The 18,915-nt window shown below is 50.8% G+C and carries 13 protein-coding genes; 8 read left to right on the top strand and 5 right to left on the bottom strand.

From position 1 onward, the window contains the following. Positions 1 to 50: 50 nt before the first annotated feature. The 7 genes from KJS63_RS11130 to KJS63_RS11100 all read left to right on the top strand — a co-directional run bounded on the left by KJS63_RS11130 (position 51) and on the right by KJS63_RS11100 (position 10,973). The gene (locus KJS63_RS11130; protein ID WP_213619203.1) at positions 51 to 2,408 is read left to right on the top strand and encodes a glycoside hydrolase family 65 protein; all 2,358 of its coding nucleotides are present in this window, start codon (positions 51 to 53) and stop codon (positions 2,406 to 2,408) included. A 125-nt stretch (positions 2,409 to 2,533) separates the two neighbouring features. Continuing rightward, positions 2,534 to 3,823: an ABC transporter substrate-binding protein gene (locus KJS63_RS11125; RefSeq protein WP_213619202.1), complete on the top strand. Its 1,290-nt coding sequence runs from the start codon at positions 2,534 to 2,536 to the stop codon at positions 3,821 to 3,823. A gap of 65 nt (positions 3,824 to 3,888) precedes the next feature. Next, positions 3,889 to 4,785: a carbohydrate ABC transporter permease gene (locus KJS63_RS11120; RefSeq protein ID WP_068620914.1), complete on the top strand. Its 897-nt coding sequence runs from the start codon at positions 3,889 to 3,891 to the stop codon at positions 4,783 to 4,785. A gap of 15 nt (positions 4,786 to 4,800) precedes the next feature. Beyond that, a complete protein-coding gene (locus tag KJS63_RS11115) occupies positions 4,801 to 5,640 on the top strand; it encodes a carbohydrate ABC transporter permease (RefSeq protein ID WP_213619201.1) in 840 nt (279 codons plus the stop codon). Between the two features lie 195 nt (positions 5,641 to 5,835). Further along, positions 5,836 to 8,028: an alpha-L-rhamnosidase-related protein gene (locus KJS63_RS11110; protein ID WP_213619200.1), complete on the top strand. Its 2,193-nt coding sequence runs from the start codon at positions 5,836 to 5,838 to the stop codon at positions 8,026 to 8,028. A gap of 188 nt (positions 8,029 to 8,216) precedes the next feature. Continuing rightward, complete coding sequence (pgmB, locus tag KJS63_RS11105) at positions 8,217 to 8,882, top strand: beta-phosphoglucomutase (protein WP_213619199.1); 666 nt, start codon at positions 8,217 to 8,219, stop codon at positions 8,880 to 8,882. A 381-nt stretch (positions 8,883 to 9,263) separates the two neighbouring features. Further along, positions 9,264 to 10,973, top strand: a complete 1,710-nt coding sequence (locus KJS63_RS11100; RefSeq protein ID WP_213619198.1) for a methyl-accepting chemotaxis protein — start codon at positions 9,264 to 9,266, stop codon at positions 10,971 to 10,973. A 232-nt stretch (positions 10,974 to 11,205) separates the two neighbouring features. Here the strand turns inward: KJS63_RS11100 and KJS63_RS11095 are convergent, their stop codons facing one another. The 4 genes from KJS63_RS11095 to KJS63_RS11080 all read right to left on the bottom strand — a co-directional run bounded on the left by KJS63_RS11095 (position 11,206) and on the right by KJS63_RS11080 (position 15,971). Next, the gene (locus KJS63_RS11095) at positions 11,206 to 12,402 is read right to left on the bottom strand and encodes an MFS transporter (protein ID WP_213619197.1); all 1,197 of its coding nucleotides are present in this window, start codon (positions 12,400 to 12,402) and stop codon (positions 11,206 to 11,208) included. A 121-nt stretch (positions 12,403 to 12,523) separates the two neighbouring features. Next, positions 12,524 to 12,943 carry a MerR family transcriptional regulator gene (locus KJS63_RS11090; protein ID WP_213619196.1) on the bottom strand — a complete coding sequence of 140 codons (420 nt, stop codon included), beginning with the start codon at positions 12,941 to 12,943 and terminating at the stop codon, positions 12,524 to 12,526. 253 nt (positions 12,944 to 13,196) lie between these two features. Continuing rightward, positions 13,197 to 13,856 carry a DUF4386 domain-containing protein gene (locus KJS63_RS11085; RefSeq protein WP_213619195.1) on the bottom strand — a complete coding sequence of 220 codons (660 nt, stop codon included), beginning with the start codon at positions 13,854 to 13,856 and terminating at the stop codon, positions 13,197 to 13,199. Between the two features lie 66 nt (positions 13,857 to 13,922). After that, entirely contained in the window at positions 13,923 to 15,971 is a 2,049-nt protein-coding gene (locus tag KJS63_RS11080) for a winged helix-turn-helix domain-containing protein (RefSeq protein WP_213619194.1), read from the bottom strand. Positions 15,972 to 16,379: 408 nt separating this feature from the next. Here KJS63_RS11080 and gltC point away from each other — a divergent pair, with 408 nt between their 5' ends. Next, entirely contained in the window at positions 16,380 to 17,306 is a 927-nt protein-coding gene (gltC, locus tag KJS63_RS11075; protein ID WP_213619193.1) for a glutamate biosynthesis transcriptional regulator GltC, read from the top strand. A gap of 117 nt (positions 17,307 to 17,423) precedes the next feature. Here gltC and gdhA read toward each other — a convergent pair whose 3' ends face one another. Continuing rightward, entirely contained in the window at positions 17,424 to 18,806 is a 1,383-nt protein-coding gene (gene gdhA, locus KJS63_RS11070) for an NADP-specific glutamate dehydrogenase (RefSeq protein ID WP_213619192.1), read from the bottom strand. Positions 18,807 to 18,915 lie beyond the last annotated feature (109 nt).

Genomic DNA, 18,915 nt, shown 5'->3' with positions numbered 1-18,915 from the left:
CGCTTACAAAAAAGAGAGATTATCGCCAAATCAGGAGAAAGGACTATTCCATGCTAAATTACAGCAAGAGAGTATCGGATGATTTGATGCAGTGGGTTGTAGCCGAAGAGCAGTTTTCCACTCTGACCTTAGGGAAATGCGAGGCGATCATGTCGCTGGGCAACGGATACATGGGACTTAGATCGGCTACAGAGGAGCCCTACATCGGAGAGAAAAGAAATCTGTTCGTGAACGGAACATTCAACAAATTTGATGAGGAAGAAGTAACGGAGCTGCCTAATGCTGCAGACCTTACCCGGCTTGATCTGCGGATTGACGGAGAGCGGTTCTCACTGGAGAAAGGGAGCTTCACCGGGTACAGCCGGATGCTGAATATCCGGGATGCCGAGTTGACCCGTTCCTTCGACTGGGAGAGCAAGGACGGGAAGAAGCTTCGCTTCACCTTCCGCCGGTTCGTCTCTCTCCACCATAAGCATGCGATCGGCATGCGGATGGAGGTGACCCTGCTTCAAGGAGATGTCAGGTTGTCAGTTGGTTCCGGAATAGACGGACAAATGAACAACTCGGGGAGCCAGCATTTCCACGAGGGGGAGAAGCGCATTTATGACAAGACCTACCTGGAGCTGCTTCAGCAGACCACGGAATCGAAGGTAACTTTTGTCTTGCATGCGGCGCACAGCCATAAGTTGAATGGGGCGGAATTGAACCTGGCTCCCCGGATGGAAATTGAACGGCGGCAGGTCGCCGTTAAGTACGAACTGGACCTCTGTGAAGGAGATACGTATACCTTTGACAAACTAGCCACTGTGTACACGAGCCGGGATCTGGAGTTCAGTGGGGAGAGTGACTTAAGCACAATAAGAAGCCATGCTCTGGAACAGTTGAAAGCGCTTCATGATCAAGGGTTCGACGAAATGCTGAGTGAGCATCAGAAGGCATGGGCTGAGGTGTGGAGAGATTACGATATCACGCTTAAATCAAAGAATGAATTCGATCTGCTGGCAGTCCGTTTCGCGGTCTATCATCTGGTGGTTATGACCCCGGCCCATGACCGGAGAATGGGAATCGGCGCCAAGGGGCTGAGTGGCGAGGGCTACAAGGGGCATTCATTTTGGGATACGGAGATATTCATTCTGCCGTTCTACATCTACAGCAATCCCCGGATTGCCCGTTCGCTTCTGGAATATCGCTATTTGGGCCTGGAGGGAGCAAGGCGCAAAGCGAAGGAGAACGGATTTGAGGGAGCGATGTACCCTTGGGAAGCTGCGTGGCCGTCCGATGGGGAAGTTACTCCGGTCTGGGGTGCGGTCGATATTGTGACCGGGGAACAGACGAAGATTTGGTCGGGATTCATTGAGCAGCATATTTCCTCGGACATTGCTTACGCTGTCTGGCATTATTTCAAGGCAACCGGAGACCAGGAGTACATGGACCGCTATGGCTATGAGATCATTTTGGATACGGCAAAGTTCTGGGCCAGCCGGCTGGAGTGGGATGAGGAGCACGGACGTTACCATATCAACGAGGTGATTGGCCCGGATGAGTACAAGGAACATGTAGATAACAACGCGTTTACCAACTACATGGCCCATTTTAATATTTCGCTAGCAATTCAGTACTGTGATGAGCTTAAGGAGAAAAGACCTGAGCTGTTCGCGGAGCTGAACTCAAAGCTTGGACTTGAGGCGGCACGTCCGGTATGGGAAGAGAAGCTCGGATTGATCTATCTCCCGCAGCCTAACGAGCAGAACATCATCCCGCAGGATGATACTTACCTGCAAAAGCAGATTATTGATCTTACTCCATACAAGAACCAGTCGAAGGTAGGAAGTCTCTTTGATGACTACAACCTGGACCAGGTGAACAATCTGCAGGTATCCAAGCAGGCCGACATCATGATGCTGTTCCTTCTGCTGGAGGACAGATTCCAGCCAGAGGTGAAGCGGGCGAATTATAATTATTACGAGGAGAAGACACTTCACGACTCCTCACTATCCTTGTCGACCCATTCCATTCTGGCCAATGATTTCGGTGACGAAGCCCTGGCATATGATCTGTTCCGCAGAGCCGCCGAGATTGATCTTGGGCCGAATATGCATTCGTCGGATGCTGGAATTCACTCCGCCTCCCTTGGCGGTATATGGGAGTGCCTGGTAATGGGCTTCGCCGGCGTCAGAATGCTTGGCGGGGAGCTGCATCTGAATCCACGGCTGCCGCAGGCCTGGGAAGAACTCTCCTTCCCGCTGTATTGGCAGGGCAGCCGGCTCCAGATTCGAATAGACCGCAGCGGCATTCGAATCAAATCCTCATCGGCAGATGTGATCCGGCTTAAGGTGGCTGGCAAGCCCGTAAGCTTCGAGGGTGAACTGGAATTACCCCAGACGAGCGGGGCGCAGCCTATCTCCTAGAACAATGGCAAGTAGTTTAGAAGTTTCATATATCAGGAAAAGGTTACCATGTGACATTTATAACAAAAGCTTTTCTCCTAACAGTTACAATGCTTTTATATATTCATAAGGGAGGTCATCATTATATGAAAAAATGGTCAACTAGTCTCGTTATGGTTATGATTGCTGCTCTGATTCTGTCTGCTTGCTCGTCTGGAGGAAGCTCCAGCAGCGGAGGGGGAAGCGGTGAGAAGGTGAAGCTTACGTTCTCCGTATGGGGGGATGTGAATGCGGCGGCAGACGAAGTGAAGCTGACGGAAGAATTCAACAAGGCCCATCCTAATATTGAGGTGAAATTCGAACCGATCCCAAGTGACGGTTATGGCACGAAACTGACGGCATCCCTGGCTGCTGGTCAAGCGCCAGACGTCTTCCTGGTGGGTGAAGGGGACTATTACAAATTTGTGGACAAAGGCGTGGTTGAACCGCTCGATGACTACTTGAAGAAGGATCCCTCGTTCAAGCTCGATATTTTCCAGAAAGATCTGATTGAGAATATGAACATTAAGGGCAAACAGTATTACCTGCCTAAGGACTTCAATCCGCTCGCACTGTGGTACAACAAGCGCATGTTCGATGAAGCCAAGATGGAATACCCGAACGACAATTGGACCTGGAGCGATCTGACGGCTGCAGCAAAAAAGCTGACCAAGCAGGAGGGCGGCAAGTTCACCCAATTCGGCTTTAATGCCGGCAAATGGGAGTATCCAATCTACACCTACCTGTGGGATTATGGCACGGACATTGCCAATGAAGATGGAACTGCTGCTGAAGGCTACATGAACGGGGATAAGACTGTAGCGGCAATTGAGAAATATGTGGCTTGGTCCAACGGGCCGGACCGCGTCTCTCCAACTCCTACCGACACCCAGACGATGGGTGGAGACTCCTCGATGTTCATGACGGATAAGCTTGCCATGATGGTAACCGGCCGCTGGATCAAAGGCGATCTCGATAAATCCGATGTGAAATACGGCTCGGCTCTGATTCCGAAATCAGAGGATGGCACACGTTCAAGCATTATCGCAAGTGCAGGTTGGGCGGTAAATGCGGCGGGCAAGCACAAACAGGAAGCTTATGAGCTGGTGAAATGGCTGTCCGGAACCGAGGCTCAGAAGCTGCGTTCCTCCAACGGAGCCGTTCTTCCAGCCACAGTGAAGGAACTTGATGAAGTCAAAACCAAAGAAGTGAATGACAAACCCGTTATTGAAATGATGAACTTTGCGAAAAAACCGGTAACCATGCGTTCCGGGAATGGTCCTATCTTCGTGGAACAGTTCACTGGAGCATTGGAGAAGATCATGCTGAATCAATCGACTGTCAAAGAAGCCCTTGATGAAGCCGCCAAAAATGTAGACAGCAAAATCAAGAAATAAGAAAAATACAGCGGGTGAAGCGGCTCTATCCAGCCGGTTCACCCCTTGTCTTCAAGGAGGCTACTATGCGCAACTCGAAATCAGAACGCTCGGGATATTTATTTATTCTGCCATGGTTGTTGGGTCTGGTGCTCTTCACCCTGGGTCCGATGCTGTTCTCTCTGATCCTCTCCTTCAGCAAATGGGACATCATTACAGGCATCAAATCGATTGAGTGGGTAGGGCTAGATAATTTTAAACAAATTTTCCATGATGATATGTTCTATCAATCGCTAAAGGTCACGTTCATCTTCGCACTAGTGTCTGTGCCGCTTTATCAGATTGTGGCCTTGTTCACCGCGATGCTGCTAAATATGCGCAGCCGGGGAATGCATGTGTTCCGGCTGGTATATTTTATGCCTTCTGTCATTCCGGCTGTGGCCACCTCCATGATGTGGATCATGATCTTCAACCCGGAATACGGAGTGCTGAACCGGGCTCTGGGGTGGTTCGGTATTCAAGGCCCAGCATGGCTGCAGGACCCTCATTATGCGTTAGGTGCGCTGGTGGTCATGGGAATCTGGAGTGTGGGCAACACGATCATCATTTATTTGTCGGGTCTTCAAGGGGTGCCTGAGGATCTGTATGAGGCTGCTTCCCTGGATGGAGCCGGAATCTTCCGGCGGTTCGTCAGTGTGACGCTGCCAATGATCTCACCAACGATCTTCTTTAATCTTGTGATGGGGATTATCGGGGGCTTCCAATACTTCACAGAGGCTTTTGTTATGACCTCGGGGGGGCCGCTGAATTCCACGCTGTTCTATAACTTGTACTTATACAATAAAGCATTTAAGGATTATGAGATGGGGTATGCATCCGCCTTGTCCTGGATTCTGTTCATCATCATCCTGTTCTTCACGCTGTTGGTCGTCCGCAGTTCTTCCATGTGGGTGTATTACCAAGGCGACGAAGAGCGGGACTAAGGAGGCCATGGAGCAATGAACTATTCAGTAAAACGATGGAATCTGCCTCGCATTGTGGCATTTCTGCTGCTGTTAGGCGGAGCGTGTATCGTACTGGTGCCGCTGCTGTGGACGGTCGCGGTCTCCTTGAAGACGCCTGCGGAAGTATTCAAAGACAACTTCTTCCCGAAAGTGTGGAAGTGGGCGAACTACGCCAATGCAGTACAGGCCATCCCGTTCTTCACCTTCTTGAAAAATACACTGACGATTCTCATCCCCGTCCTGATCGGAACGGTATTCTCCTCAGCGGTTAGCGCCTACGGGTTCGCAAGGTTTAACTTCAAGGGCAAGCGGGCTCTGTTCCTGGTGCTGCTGGCTACGATGATGCTGCCGTCCCAGGTGACGATGATTCCTATGTTTCTAATGTTTAAAGAGCTGGGATGGGTGGACACGTTCCTGCCGCTGATTGTGCCGGCTTTCTTTGGAGGCGGGGCGTTTAACATCTTCCTCATCCGGCAATTTATGCGGGGAATCCCCAAAGAACTGGATGAATCGGCGTATGTGGACGGAGCCAGCCGGATGCAGATCTTCTTGCGGATTATGCTCCCGCTCTCGAAGCCGCCGCTGATTGCGGTAGCAATTTTTACTTTTATGGGCGTATGGAACGACTTCCAGGGTCCGTTGATTTATCTGAATTCCAATGAACATTATACCCTCGCGCTCGGGCTGTCCATGTTCAAAGGCCTGTATAACGTAGAGTGGAACATGCTGATGGCGGCCACGATCCTTATCATGCTTCCGGTGCTGATTATTTTCTTCATCGCGCAAAAGTACTTCATCGAGGGAATTTCGATCTCGTCTGCAGTCAAGGGTTGAGTGTGGGCTTGGCGTCCGGGAGAGAGCTTTAGCTGGTGGGTGATGCTTTCGCCAGGATGACTGAGGATGCCGCCCGGGTGAGCGGAAGAGCAAATGAGGAATGTAACAGGGATAGCGGTAGAGGCACGGTGGGAGTGTAGCAGAGGTAAGGTAAAGTACGGGTGAAGATTCAACTTACAATAAAGGGGGAGCATCATGGCGGCACTGACAAGCAGGCATCCTTTCAATTTGTATTACAGCGGCGGGGAATATGTGAAAATATGCGGTTCGCAGGACGGTTATTTCCCGGACTTCGGACACCACATTGTCAATGAGATGGGCGGCATCTGGCTGCATCCAATCAAGCTGCTGGACGGCTTCTGGCTCAAAGTGACGGACCTGGACCGCGGTATCGCCGTATGGTCCAGAGCCGATGGCTTCACGAACGAACCGTGGGGCACCCGGTTCGATTATGATCACGGGCTGGGGCATATCCCGGTCCAGATCGACCGGATGCAGTTCGCGCCCGAGCTGGAGAAGGGCATGACCGCCCATTACCGGCTGCACGCCTACGGCAAGGGCGTAACCCGCCTGCGCCTGGAGCTGCTGGCGCGGACCGATCTGCGTCCGGTGTGGTTCTCGGACGAGATCGGCATCCTTGGCGGCGCACGCGACGAAGCGCAGGTGCTGACGCCGCGGCGGGTGCTGGTCAAGGACAGCGATCATGAGTGGTACGCCATGATCGGGTCCGACCTGCCGGGCGAGGAGATCGCGGTGGGCCCGGAGCTGTACGGGCCCGAGTTCACCGCCGGCAATGGCTGCGGCGTGGCTTACGCCGCCGAGATTGAGCTGGCCGAGCGGGAAGAGTTCGAGTTCCGGCTCATAGTCGCCGGATCTTATGTCTCGCGCGAGGCATGCGAGCAATCGTACCAGGCCATTGAGGCCGGTCACGGGGCTATGCTGGAGGAGAAGCGCCGGCTGTATGAACAGGTCCAGCGGCGGGCCGAGCTGTCGGTGGAGGGCGAAGACCGGTTCACTGAAATGTTCAAATGGGTGAAATGGAACAACCAGTGGCTGGTTCAGACGGTGGACGGAGTCGGCCGGGGCCTGACCGCAGGCGGTCCGACATACCCGTGGTGGTTCGGCTGTGACAACACGTATTCCCTTCAAGGTGTACTGGCGGTTGGGGATGCACAGCTGGCCAAGGATACGCTGAATCTGATTCTGGAGAAGTCAGAGGAAGCGAACGGCAACGGGCGGATTGTGCATGAGGTGACTACAATGGGCGCTGTATCCAATCCGGGCAATACGCAGGAAACGGCACATTACATAACGTTTCTGTGGGAGATATTCAGCTGGACCGGGGATGAGGAACTGCTGCGCCGGCATTACGAGTACGCCGTGAAGGGTATTGAATGGCTGCTCGGGGAGATGGACCCGGATGGAGATTTGTTCCCGTCGGGTTATGGCATTATTGAGATTGCCGGTTTAAATATGGAGCTGATCGACAGTGCCGTGTATACGGCACAGGCGCTGAAGGCGATGGCCAAGATGAGTGGATATCTTGGTGATCTTGAGCGTACGGCTAAGTACGAGGAACTCGCCGACCGGGCATCCCGTGCGGTCAATGAGGTCTTTTGGATGGAAGAAGAGGGGCTGTTCGCGGATGCGGTGGCATCGAAGAGGGATATCGCACCTAAAGTGGATTATATGGTGTCTCTTGCAGAACAGCAGGGGCTTTCAGGGTATCGTGATTATGTGGAGAACCTTCTGGAAACCGCAGATCAGGATGAGCATGATCAGGGCTGGCTGCTCAATAAGAACTGGGTTATTGTCACTCCTATGGAAGCGGGGATTGCGGACCCGCAGAAGGCGGAACGGGCGCTTAGGACAATGCGCAGCAGCACATTTATCGGGGAATACGGAACATACCTGGCCGGAATATATCAGCAGGGAACCATGACCATTTCCACCGGGGTTCATGCGGTGGCCGAGGCGGCAAACGGATACCCTGACCAAGCGCTGGAGCTGCTGGAGAGAATGGGCCGCTCCTTCTCCCGGGTACTGCCGGGTTCGTTCTCGGAGATGTCCCCGGATTACGGCTGCGTGGTACAGGCCTGGACGATTTATGCCATGGCGGTGCCGGTAGTCCGGCATTTCTTCGGTATTCATCCGGCTGCGTACGAGAAGAAGCTGATCTTAGCCCCTAAATTACCTAGAGCCTGGGAAGGCAGAAGCTGTGAGCTGAAGCAAGTGGTGGTGGGTGATGCCGAATTCGACATTCGCTTGAAGGAGGTTGACGGACATCTGCACGCGGTGATTCACAATCCAGGTGGATGGCAGGTAGAGGTGCAGTGGGACGGGATGACGAAGATAAGCCAAGGAACACGAATTGAAGTTATCATGTAACCGATCTAAGCGAAGGGGAATCTGCCTGAGGGTCCAGAGATGGATATGCAAGGACTGACGGCTGACATAAACTTGATTTAAAGGCTGCCCGTAGGGGCTTGGAGTTGGGTTTGAGAAAAAGTTTGGACTCAGGACTGCTGCTTTTTATGCTGGAACAGCAGTCATGAGTGAAATCAGGAGGAGAAGAGATGAAATTGCAGGCTGTAATATTTGATCTGGACGGTGTGATTACGGACACGGCGGAGTACCACTATGTGGCTTGGAAGCGTCTTGGTGAGCAGATTGGGATTCCCTTTGACCGGGAGTTCAATGAGAATTTGAAAGGAATCAGCCGGGGAGAGTCACTGGAACGTATCCTTGAGCATGGTGGCAAAGCGGATGCTTATACTCCGGAGGAGAAGTTGGAGCTGGCGACCCGCAAGAATGAGCATTATGTTTCTCTGCTCGATTCGATTATGCCAGATGATGTGTATCCAGGAATTCGAGAGCTGCTGCTGGAGTTAAGGGAGCAGAATATCCCGGCTGTCATTGCTTCGGCCAGCAAGAATGCTCCGCAAATTCTGAGGGCGCTGGAGCTTGCGGATTTGTTCCGTTATGTGGTGCATCCCGATTCCGTTGCCAAAGGCAAGCCCGCTCCCGATCTGTTCTTGCGCGGAGCTGAAGAGGTTGGGGCAGAGCCGAATGCCTGTGTGGGGATCGAAGATGCCCAGGCTGGGATTGAGGCAATCAAATCCGCCGGTATGGTGGCGATTGGAATCGGTGAGGAGATTACCTTGAAGAGCACCGGGGCCGATGTGGTTCTCCCGGACACATCAGGGCTAAGCCTTGAGTTCTTAAGAGGATTAATAGAATAGGCAGGGGAAGAGATCTGGCCTGTTTATAGACTATAACTAGTAGATTTGAACAATAAGTTTTAGAATGAACCATGCAGCGGCAGTCCAAGACCTGATAAATAAAGTCTTAGACTGCCGCTGTTATCATTCAACTAACATTTCCCTCACCAGAACGGATTGAATGAAACCGTTAAGATTTGTATGAATGGCACGCAGGAGGCGAGGAAGTGTGTTGCAAAAAGTTCCAGGGGGATACAATACTTCGTCAGAATCGCGACAGATTTAATACAAGGAGACCAAATAAATATTTTGACGACAATATTCGACATAAATCGATGTTTTTCGACGATTCATCCTGTATACTTGTTCCATATACAAGTTACTACTATCAGGGGGATCGACATGAGAAATCTCGACGTCAGAAAGAAAATCGGTTTGCTTATTGCGGCAGCTTTTGTGCTGATGGCGGCAATCGGAGGTACCGGGTTTGTGAACGGTCAGCGGCTCGCACAGCAGGCAGCCGATATTTATGACAAAAATCTGATATCCATCGCCGGAGCGAGCGATCTCCGCACCCATAACCGAGCGCTTGAAGTTTATGTTCTTGAAAGCATGGTGAATACCGACCCGAAGCGAAGGGACGAACTGGCGAACAATATTGCCGATCGTGTTGATAAAGTTGAGGCTACCGAGCAAAAGTTGAAGAGGGTGAGCGGATTTTTTACGGAAAAGGAGCGGGAAAATCTCCGGCAGTATAACAACATAAGCCAGACATACGAGGAAGGTTACAAACAAATCAACAGCCTGGTGCAGCAGCAGAAACAAGCCGAAGCGCTCGCACTGTTCCAACGAATTGTGACCGGTGCCGTGGAAGAAGCCAACCGGCATTTGATTCAACTATCGGCAGACTTGACGCTTGATGCGGAAGCTTCGAGGAACGATAGCAGACGGCTTGCGGCGCAGGCCAACATCCAGAACGCTATGATTATTTCAGCGGGCTTGCTGCTGCTGCTCCTATCCGGTTTCTGGATTGCCAGACTGATCGTCAATCCGCTCGCAAGCCTCAAAGACGCGATGGCAAGGGCGGAAAAAGGCGATTTGTCGGCCTGGGGAGATTATGAATCGAAGGATGAAATCGGACGCGTCAGCACATCGTTCAATACGATGATGGAGGAGCTTCAGTCACTTGTTGGGCAGGTGAACGAATCTGCGCTCACAATTTCGGCTTCCTCGCAGGAGCTTACGGCTTCATCGGAGCAGACGGCCCACTCGGCCGAGCACATCGCCTCGGCTACGTCGGAAATGGCGGCAGGCTTTGACGAGCAGGTCAGCCTGATCACCGATACCAATAATTCCAGTACTCATCTTGCCGATACGATGGAATCGGTTCGGGAGAACGGACTCGAAATGAGCCGGCTATCCGAGATTGCGTCGGCCGCCACCGAAACGGGGGCTCGCGCGATGGAAGCAATTCGGTCGGACATAAGTGATATCGAGACCAGTGTGCGGGAAACGCATGGAGCGATCCATACGTTAAGCAGTCATTCCGGCGAGATCGGCAGCATAGTAGCCGCCATCAACGATATTGCCGGGCAGACGAGTCTTCTCTCGTTGAACGCCTCTATTGAAGCGGCAAGGGCGGGTGAGCAGGGAAGAGGCTTTGCCGTCGTTGCCGGTGAAATCAGGAAGCTCGCCGAATCCGCCGCAGAGTCTTCCAACCAGATCGCAGAGATCATTGCGGTTATTCAATCTGAGACCAACCGGGCATCCGATGCCATGGAGCGCGGGACGGAGTACGTAAGAAGCGGGGTGGAACGAAGTGGACAGGCCGCAGCAGCCTTCACTCATATTCGGCAGACGATGGGCGAACTGGTCCGCAAGGTGGGCGAGGTCGAGCGGTCGGTTGGCGAGGCTGCCGCGGCATCCCGCCAAATTAGCGGAGCCATTCACCGCGTGAGCGGCATTACGCAGCAGGGTGCGGCGGCCATTCAGGAAACGAGCGCGGCAAGCGAACAGCAGCTGTCGACGATGGAGGAGGTCGCCAAATCTGCCAAGTCGCTGTCAGCGCTCGCCGATGAGCTGCAGACTGGGCTGGCCCGCTTTTCGATGTAAGACAGGGAAAATGTGGAAGGCTGCGTGTTCGAAGAAAATAAAGTCATAGACTGGCGACCTTGATATTACGTGATTTCTTATGGATTTGAATGCCTAGCCTTCGAAAAATCAATATAGACTGACTTAAAAAATGAAACAGCGGCAGTCCAAGACCTGATAAATAAAGTCTTAGACTGCCGCTGTTATCATTCAACTAACGTTTCCCGTTAACTCAACGAAATCCCTGACCGTATCATTGAACATTTGGAGATTTCTCTACGCTTAAATTTTTGTCCTCTTTCAGATCAAACAGCTTAAGTTTCAATCCAATACACAACAATGCAATCAGCAGAAACAATATTCCGCTCCACGTAGTGTTATGTACTCCCATATGGGATAGAAACCATCCGCCTAGGGCGGTGCCGAGTGTGATACCCAGATTTCCGAAGGAGACAAATAAGCTGTTAGCAAACTCTGGTGCTTCACGGGCCTCCGAGGTTAACCATGTTTGACTTATAATGAGACCGCCGCTAAAGACGGCTCCCCATACCAGTACGATGGCAATCATCGGAACAGAGTAACGTCCAAGACAAAATATCAGCAAATACATACCGATAAGCACAATGGGATAAAGCACAGTGGTTTTGACCATGTTCTTACTTAAATATTTTGCCGTTTTCAGATTCCCAATTATGCCGCTGATGCCAAAAAGAACGAGCATAAAACTGACGGTTTCACCGTTCATTCCTGTCACCGTCTTGAGATACTCTGCAAAATAGGAATAGACAGAATATAAAGCCGCCAGAATGAAGCAAGCCGTAGTAATGTTAAGCCATAGCTGCGGCTTTGCCAATATACGTAATTGTCGCCCATAGGTCAATTTACTTTGTACGGGTAACGATGGAACGAACACAGCAATTCCGAACAGGGCTAGCGTATTTATTCCGGAAGAAAATAGAAAAGCGGCTTCAAGTGAAAACAGATCCCCCATATACGAAGTGACCGGAATGCCTATTACCATCCCGACCGTTAACCCCATAAAAACTTTGGCCACTGCGTTGGTACTTTGTTCTTTTGGAACCGAGCTGGCGGCTGCTACAAATGCAACAGAAAAATAAACGGGATGAAGAAATGCAGGCAGAAGTCTGGACAGTAATAAGGCAGTAAAGGTTGGGGCAAAGGCGGAAATCAGATTAGAAATGGCGAAAACAGCAAGTACTCCGCATAGAATCTTTTTTCGGTTAATACCGGAAAATAAAAGAGTCATAAACGGACCAGAAATGGCTATGATCAAAGCAAACATGCTAACGAGCAAACCTGCTTGAGAAGCACTGACTTGGAAGCACTCAGAAATTTGAGGTAAAATCCCTACTACGCCAAGCTCCGTATTGGCAATGCCAAATACGCCAAGGGCGATAAAAAAGATGAATAAAGACTTGTTCCTTTGCAATTGATTGTCATCCTTTCGATTGTTAAAATATCATATTATACAGATGTGTATACTGTGTTTTAGTGTAAAGCCAACCCCAAATGCTAAATAGAAGTTAGCTTTTTCATATTCCGTCAGGGTATTATTCAGCTGAACGGTCTGTTGGTTGTTCATTTAACTTTTGTTTAAATGCGTGTCTGTTCTCCAAATCCTTGTAAGTAGTAATTTTTTCTGCTAGTAAATGAAGATTAGTCTCAAGTTCCATGAGGGCTTTTTGAACTTCTGAGTAATGTTCTTCTAGAAGAATTCTTCTTGCAGTGAGAGTTGTGTCTCCTTTCCTTTTTAGTTCCGCAATTTCGAGCATATTGGTTAATGTCATTCCAGTAGCTTTAAGACGATTAATAAACTCGATCCAAGTTACGTCTTCAGAAGTAAAGCAACGATGTCCATGTTCATTACGATCAATGGAAGTTAGGAGGCCTATTTGCTCATAATAACGAAGCGTATGGACACTAAGACCTGTAAGGGCGGCGACTTGCCGAATAGTTAGTGAGTTATTCATGCTCCCAGTATATCCCCTCGAGTAAACTCGAACGCAAGATTTTTTTGTGGCCAATTTTCATTAACACGAAAAAGGCAGCTGATTGTTGGACAGCTGTCTCCGTTACATCCCCAAGGGCACTATTGCAGTAAACTGCCCGTTAGCGCAATAAAAATAGAGCAGCTGCCGACAGCAACTGCTCCATGGTGCGTTCAAGTATAGTTCTCCGATAGCGGAGTAGAGGCCAGGTTTACGATTGGTGAAGCTTTAAAAATCAGGTTTCCTCCGTGCGCAGATTAAATCCCTTAACCATGAGCCAAACTGGTAAAACGATTTCAAATATCGCTCCTGGAATATAGAAAACGGTTCCTAAATCTAGGCCGGCGATCGACAGACAACTGCTCGCCAACAATCCCGTATACCCGATAAAACCGATGACGGACAACAATCGAGGAACCCATCTCGATCGATAGAGGATATAACAAAACAACAAGCTGCCTACGCTCAGCACGATCATAGCCATTTTGAATAGCATGAAATGAGCTTCCACCACTAAATTTCCTATCGTTTGCAAGTATGAATCACCGGAAGTTCCTGTGGAAATGGATGATTTGCTTATCGCGATGAGGACAAGCGGACCGATTAAACTCATGATAAGCAACGCAGACTCCATGACCCGGGAACCGAAGTACCCCAACGCAAACGCTTCATTCTGCTTTTTTAAAATAGGGTACAGAAGCATGGCAATCCCCACAACCGCTATGGCATTGATCAACTCCAAGAACAATCCCGCAAACACGTTTGTTCGATCGGGATACATACTGGCGAGTAAATCCGTCCGATGTAAAATAGGCTCCATCATTCCGCTTCCAATCAGGTATGCAACCGTCGACACCAAAAACAATGCCCCTGCCACTCTTGCCTTCTTGTTCATGCTTTATCTCCTCTTGGCTAATTTTATAAGCAGTATAGCTCCAAGAGGATTGGGGCTGTAGACACTTTAGTGTGGTTTAGGAGTGTTTATTAACAAGTTTAGCTCGCGGGCGCGGGCGATCGCTTCCGTGCGTCTTTGCACTTGAAGTTTCTCGAAAATCCTTCGATTGTGACCTTTCACCGTATCTAATGCCAAGAAAAGCTCTTCGCCGATTTCACGATTGGAGAGTCCCTTCGCTATAAGCTTGAGCACTTCGATTTCGCGTTGGCTGAGCGGCTCGATCCGTTTGCCTTTCATTCCGTCTTCGAGGACCCGATGCACGCGCTCCAGACCCATTTGAGCTTCTTGAAGAGCCGGGTGCGGCAGATCGCCGGCAAGCCGCAGAGCCTCTCGGTAACGCTCTGCCGCCAGATCGGGCCGATCTTCCGCTTCCCTTATTTGACCGATTCCAATAATGGCCATTACAGCCATCAGTTGATGACCTATCTTTTGGCTATTCGATATGACTTCGTTATAGGCTTCACATGCCCCGGCATAATCTCCCCGCCGCTGGCAGGCGACGCCCAGCATCCAAGCGGACGCCGTCCGAACAGGGAGGTTATCCGGTCGCAGATACGCGAGCGCACGGCGTGATTGGGCAATAACATTGTCTATTCCGTGTGTTCCTCTTATCCCAGCATCGCTTGCAGGCGCAATCAACCCGACAAGTTCATCGGTCTTGTCTTCGAGCCCCGTGACTTGCATGGCCGCTTCGGCTGCCTGAAGTTTTCGTTCGGTACCATCCTGATCATCAGTCAAAACTAAGGATGTCAATGTGGCGCGAGTCGCCGCGATTAATCCGATCAGATCCCTGACGCTGACGTCTTGTTCCACGCCTTCCAAGGCCGCCTCTGCCGCTCGCAGCTTGTGTTCGACCCCCGACGGCTTACCTGCAATCAGTAGAGCTGAACCATAGATCACCCATAACGCGGGTCTGGCATCCAGTTCCGAGGCAGGCAGCGACTCCAGCCAGTTGAGCGAAATTCCAGTGGCCCCTCGTAAATGTAGAGGCATCCCATCGCCTTGAAGCAGGCGTGAGCTGCGCTCTATGTCCCGCGATTCTACGGCATGACGAAACGCTTCGATCTCGAAACCGTTGTTTTCATACCATAAGCTCGCTCGTTTATGCAAATCCGCGATATGGCTCCCGTCGTGACTTTCCTGTAACCGTCTGCGAAGGATATCCGCGAACAAATGGTGATAACGATACCAACGTCGTTCCTTATCCAAGGGAATGATGAACAAATTCTTACGATCAAGATCGATTAATATCTCTTCTCCGGAAACCTCGGGATTGAGCATCAGGTTATCGCATAGCGGTCCGCACAGTCGATCGAGGAGCGATGTCCGCAGTAAAAAAGCCTGTACGGCCTCGGGTTGCCGATGCAGAATTTCTTCTGCCAGGTAATCCAGCACGAAATGGTGGTTGCCCGTGAAAGACCGAAGGAGCCGCTCGGCGTCATGATCTTCCTGTATGGAGATCGCAGCCAAGTGCAGACCCGCAACCCAGCCTTCGGTACGTGATTGGAACCCGGCTATGTTATCCATGGACAGGTTAAGATCCATCGCACGGTTAAAAAAAGCTTCGGCTTCGGTAAGTGTGAATCTCATGTCGGCAACGCGCAACTCTGTTAATTGGTCCCGAACCCGCAGCCGCGGCAGGGAAATACTAGGGTCTTCACGGGTCATGATCATAAGGTGCATCTGCTTGGGAAGGTGGTCAAGCAGAAAGGTTACGGCTTCGTTGACCCCTTTCGAACTTGCCGCATGGTAGTCGTCAAGGACGAGGATAAAAGGAGCCGGAATGGCCGCGAGTTCATTAAGAAGAGCTGTCAGAATCGACTCGGTCGGTGGTGGTTGAGGTGATTGAAGCACAGAAAGCACGCCTTCCCCTATATTCTCCTCTATGGTCTGAAGAGAGGAGATCATACAGGTTAAAAAGTGCGTAAGTTCATTGTCCCCTTGTTCGAGCGAAAGCCATGCGGCCGGCCGCCCGCAGTCGGCGAGCCATTCACTAACTAAAGTCGTTTTGCCATAGCCCGCCGGTGCAGAAATAAGGGTTAATTTTCGGTACAAACCCTTGTTCAGCCTTTCGGTTAACCGTTGGCGTAGAACCGCTTTCGGCCGAGGCGCAGGGATATAAAATTTGGTGGCTATTATGGGAGTTAACATAAATATATTTTACCAGAGCCGTTGGTTCAGCTTCAATGGAAATCAAGCAACCCATTCCACTTATCGGCTGCTTGGTTAGCTTAATGGGGCGTTTGCCAGTCTAATACTTTATTTTTCAGTCCAATACTTTACTTTCTTTAAACAATTATGGCTCTGTTCATGCGTCCAGGATAACCTAACACGCAGGGTGGATTTTCTCTCCCTGTGTGTTTTTTTTCTGCTGTAGTGTAGCCTGAACCTAGGGTTAACGCTATAATGGAAATTATATATATTACATAGAATGGAAGGATTTCGAATAGAAGGGGTGGACAGATGGAACTGAGACAAATCCAATACTTTATGGAAGCGGCCAAGCTGGAGCATGTGACGGAAGCTTCTTATGCCCTGCACGTGTCGCAGTCGGCGGTGAGCCGGCAGATCTTCAAGTTGGAGGCGGAGCTGGGTGTTGATCTGTTCATCCATGAAGGACGGCGGGTGAAGCTGACGCCGGTCGGGCGGATGTTCCTTGGGCACATGGAGCAGCTGACCAAGGTGATCGAGAAGGCGAAGCAGGAGATTGAGGAATATCTCGACCCGGAGCGGGGGACGGTATGCATCGGCTTCCCAAGCAGTCTTGCTGCTCAGATGATTCCGACGGTAGTATCGGCCTTCCGTGACCGCTATCCAAGCGTGAACTTCCAGCTTAAGCACGGGTCTTACCGCGAGCTTATCGATTCTGTCAGCAAAGGCGATCTGAACCTTGCTTTAATGGGTCCGGTGCCTACGAGCGAAGGGCAGATCCGCAGTGAGACGCTGTTCCAGGAGAACATTGTGGCTCTGCTGCCTTCAGGCCATCCACTGTCGGGCCGCTCCTCCCTTCATCTAAGCGAGCTGTCGGGGGACTCGTTCGTCTTGTTCCCGGAGGGATTTGTCCTGAGGGATATTGTGGTGAGCTCATGCAAGCAGATTGGCTTCGAGCCGAAGGTGACTTTTGAAGGAGACGATCTGGATGCCATTAAGGGCTTGGTGTCCGCAGGTCTGGGCATCACGCTGCTGCCGGAAATTGCGCTGAGCGAAAGCCTTCCGCCGTCGATTGTCGCGCTGCCACTGCGTGAACCGAGCGTTACCCGTGAGGTGGGTGTGATTGTACCAGCAAACCGTGAGCTTCCTCCAACCGAGAAGCTGTTTTATGATTTCCTGAAACCGTTCTCCAGTGTGTTCGGACACCGGTTCGATCCCGAACCGGTAGTGGAGTCCTGACGGTAAGGAATCCTGTGTTAATATGGTGAGAGATTTAAGCTAACAAAAAGGCTGTTCCCTTCATGGCTCTATGCCAAGGGAACAGCCTTTGTTGTGATGGCTTGAAGCGGGTCTGGATTAGACTACGCCATGGGCGATCATGGTATCCGCGACTTTCAGGAAGCCGGCGATATTCGAGCCGACAACGAGGTTGCCCGGATGACCGTATTCTTCGGCAGCTTTTACGCTGTTATCATAGATGTTCTTCATAATCACATGAAGCTTAGCGTCCACTTCTTCGAAGGACCAGGCAAGTCTTGCGCTGTTCTGAGCCATCTCCAGCGCGGAGACGGCTACGCCGCCCGCATTCGCTGCTTTGGCCGGCCCAAAGTAAATGCCTTCGTTCAGATACACTTCAATAGCTTCCAGTGTGGAAGGCATGTTGGCGCCTTCTGCGACATACTTAACGCCGTTGGCTGCCAAGGTTCTGGCTGCCTGCTCATCAATTTCGTTCTGCGTTGCACAAGGTAGGGCAATATCACATGGGATCGTCCAGATGCCGCTGCAGCCTTCATAGTACTCCGCTCCCGGATGCTCATTAACGTATTCTTTAATCCGTTTGCGCTCTACCTCTTTAAGTCTTTGGAGGGTGGCCAGATTAATGCCATTCCGGTCATAGATATAACCGTTCGAGTCACTCGCCGCAACGACCTTAGCTCCGAGCTCCTGTGCTTTTTGGATGGCGTAGATCGATACATTGCCCGATCCAGAGACGACAACGGTCTTTCCTTCGAACGTTTCCCCTTTGGAGGCTAGCATCTCCTGAGTGAAATATACCAGGCCATAGCCAGTTGCTTCAGTCCGGGTCAAACTTCCGCCGTAGGTCAGCCCCTTGCCGGTAAGTACACCGGCTTCATTGCCGCCGCGAAGACGTTTATACTGTCCGAACATATAACCGATCTCCCGCGCACCAACGCCGATGTCCCCGGCTGGAACGTCCTCATCTGGTCCAATGTATTTGAACAGCTCGGTCATGAAGCTTTGGGTGAATTTCATGATTTCGTTATCAGATTTGCCTTTAGGGTCGAAGTCTGATCCGCCCTTGCCTCCCCCGATTGGCTGTCCTGTCAGAGAGTTCTTGAAGATTTGCTCGAAGCCGAGAAACTTAATGATACTCGCATTCACGGATGGGTGGAAGCGAAGACCGCCTTTGTAAGGTCCAATTGCGCTGTTGAACTGAACACGGAAACCGCGGTTAACCTGCACACGGCCTTGGTCATCAACCCAAGGTACGCGGAAAGAGATCAATCTCTCAGGCTCTACAATTCTCTCCAAAATGCTGTGCTGACGATATTTTGGATGTTTAGCGAATACAGGTGCCAGGGAGTCTAGGATTTCCTTAACAGCTTGGTGGAATTCCTCCTCACCAGGATTGCGCTTGGTGACAGTCTCGTAGACCTCATTCACATATTGTTGGGCTTCTGCCAGAACGGACGTATTGTTGTAATCGATTTGAGCCATTAATAAAAACCACCTTTCTTTAATAGTTGACCGCGTTAAAGAGTTAATCGGCAAGATATAACGAGCGGCCTGAGTTTGCTCCGGGTTTAAATAGACTTAATTTATTTTA

Origin of the sequence: Paenibacillus sp. J22TS3 (assembly GCF_018403205.1) — a bacterium.
In the GTDB taxonomy this organism is placed as follows: domain Bacteria; phylum Bacillota; class Bacilli; order Paenibacillales; family Paenibacillaceae; genus Fontibacillus; species Fontibacillus tuaregi.
The sequence above is the reverse complement of the archived record's forward strand: the minus strand, read 5'-3'. Positions and strand labels throughout refer to the sequence as shown.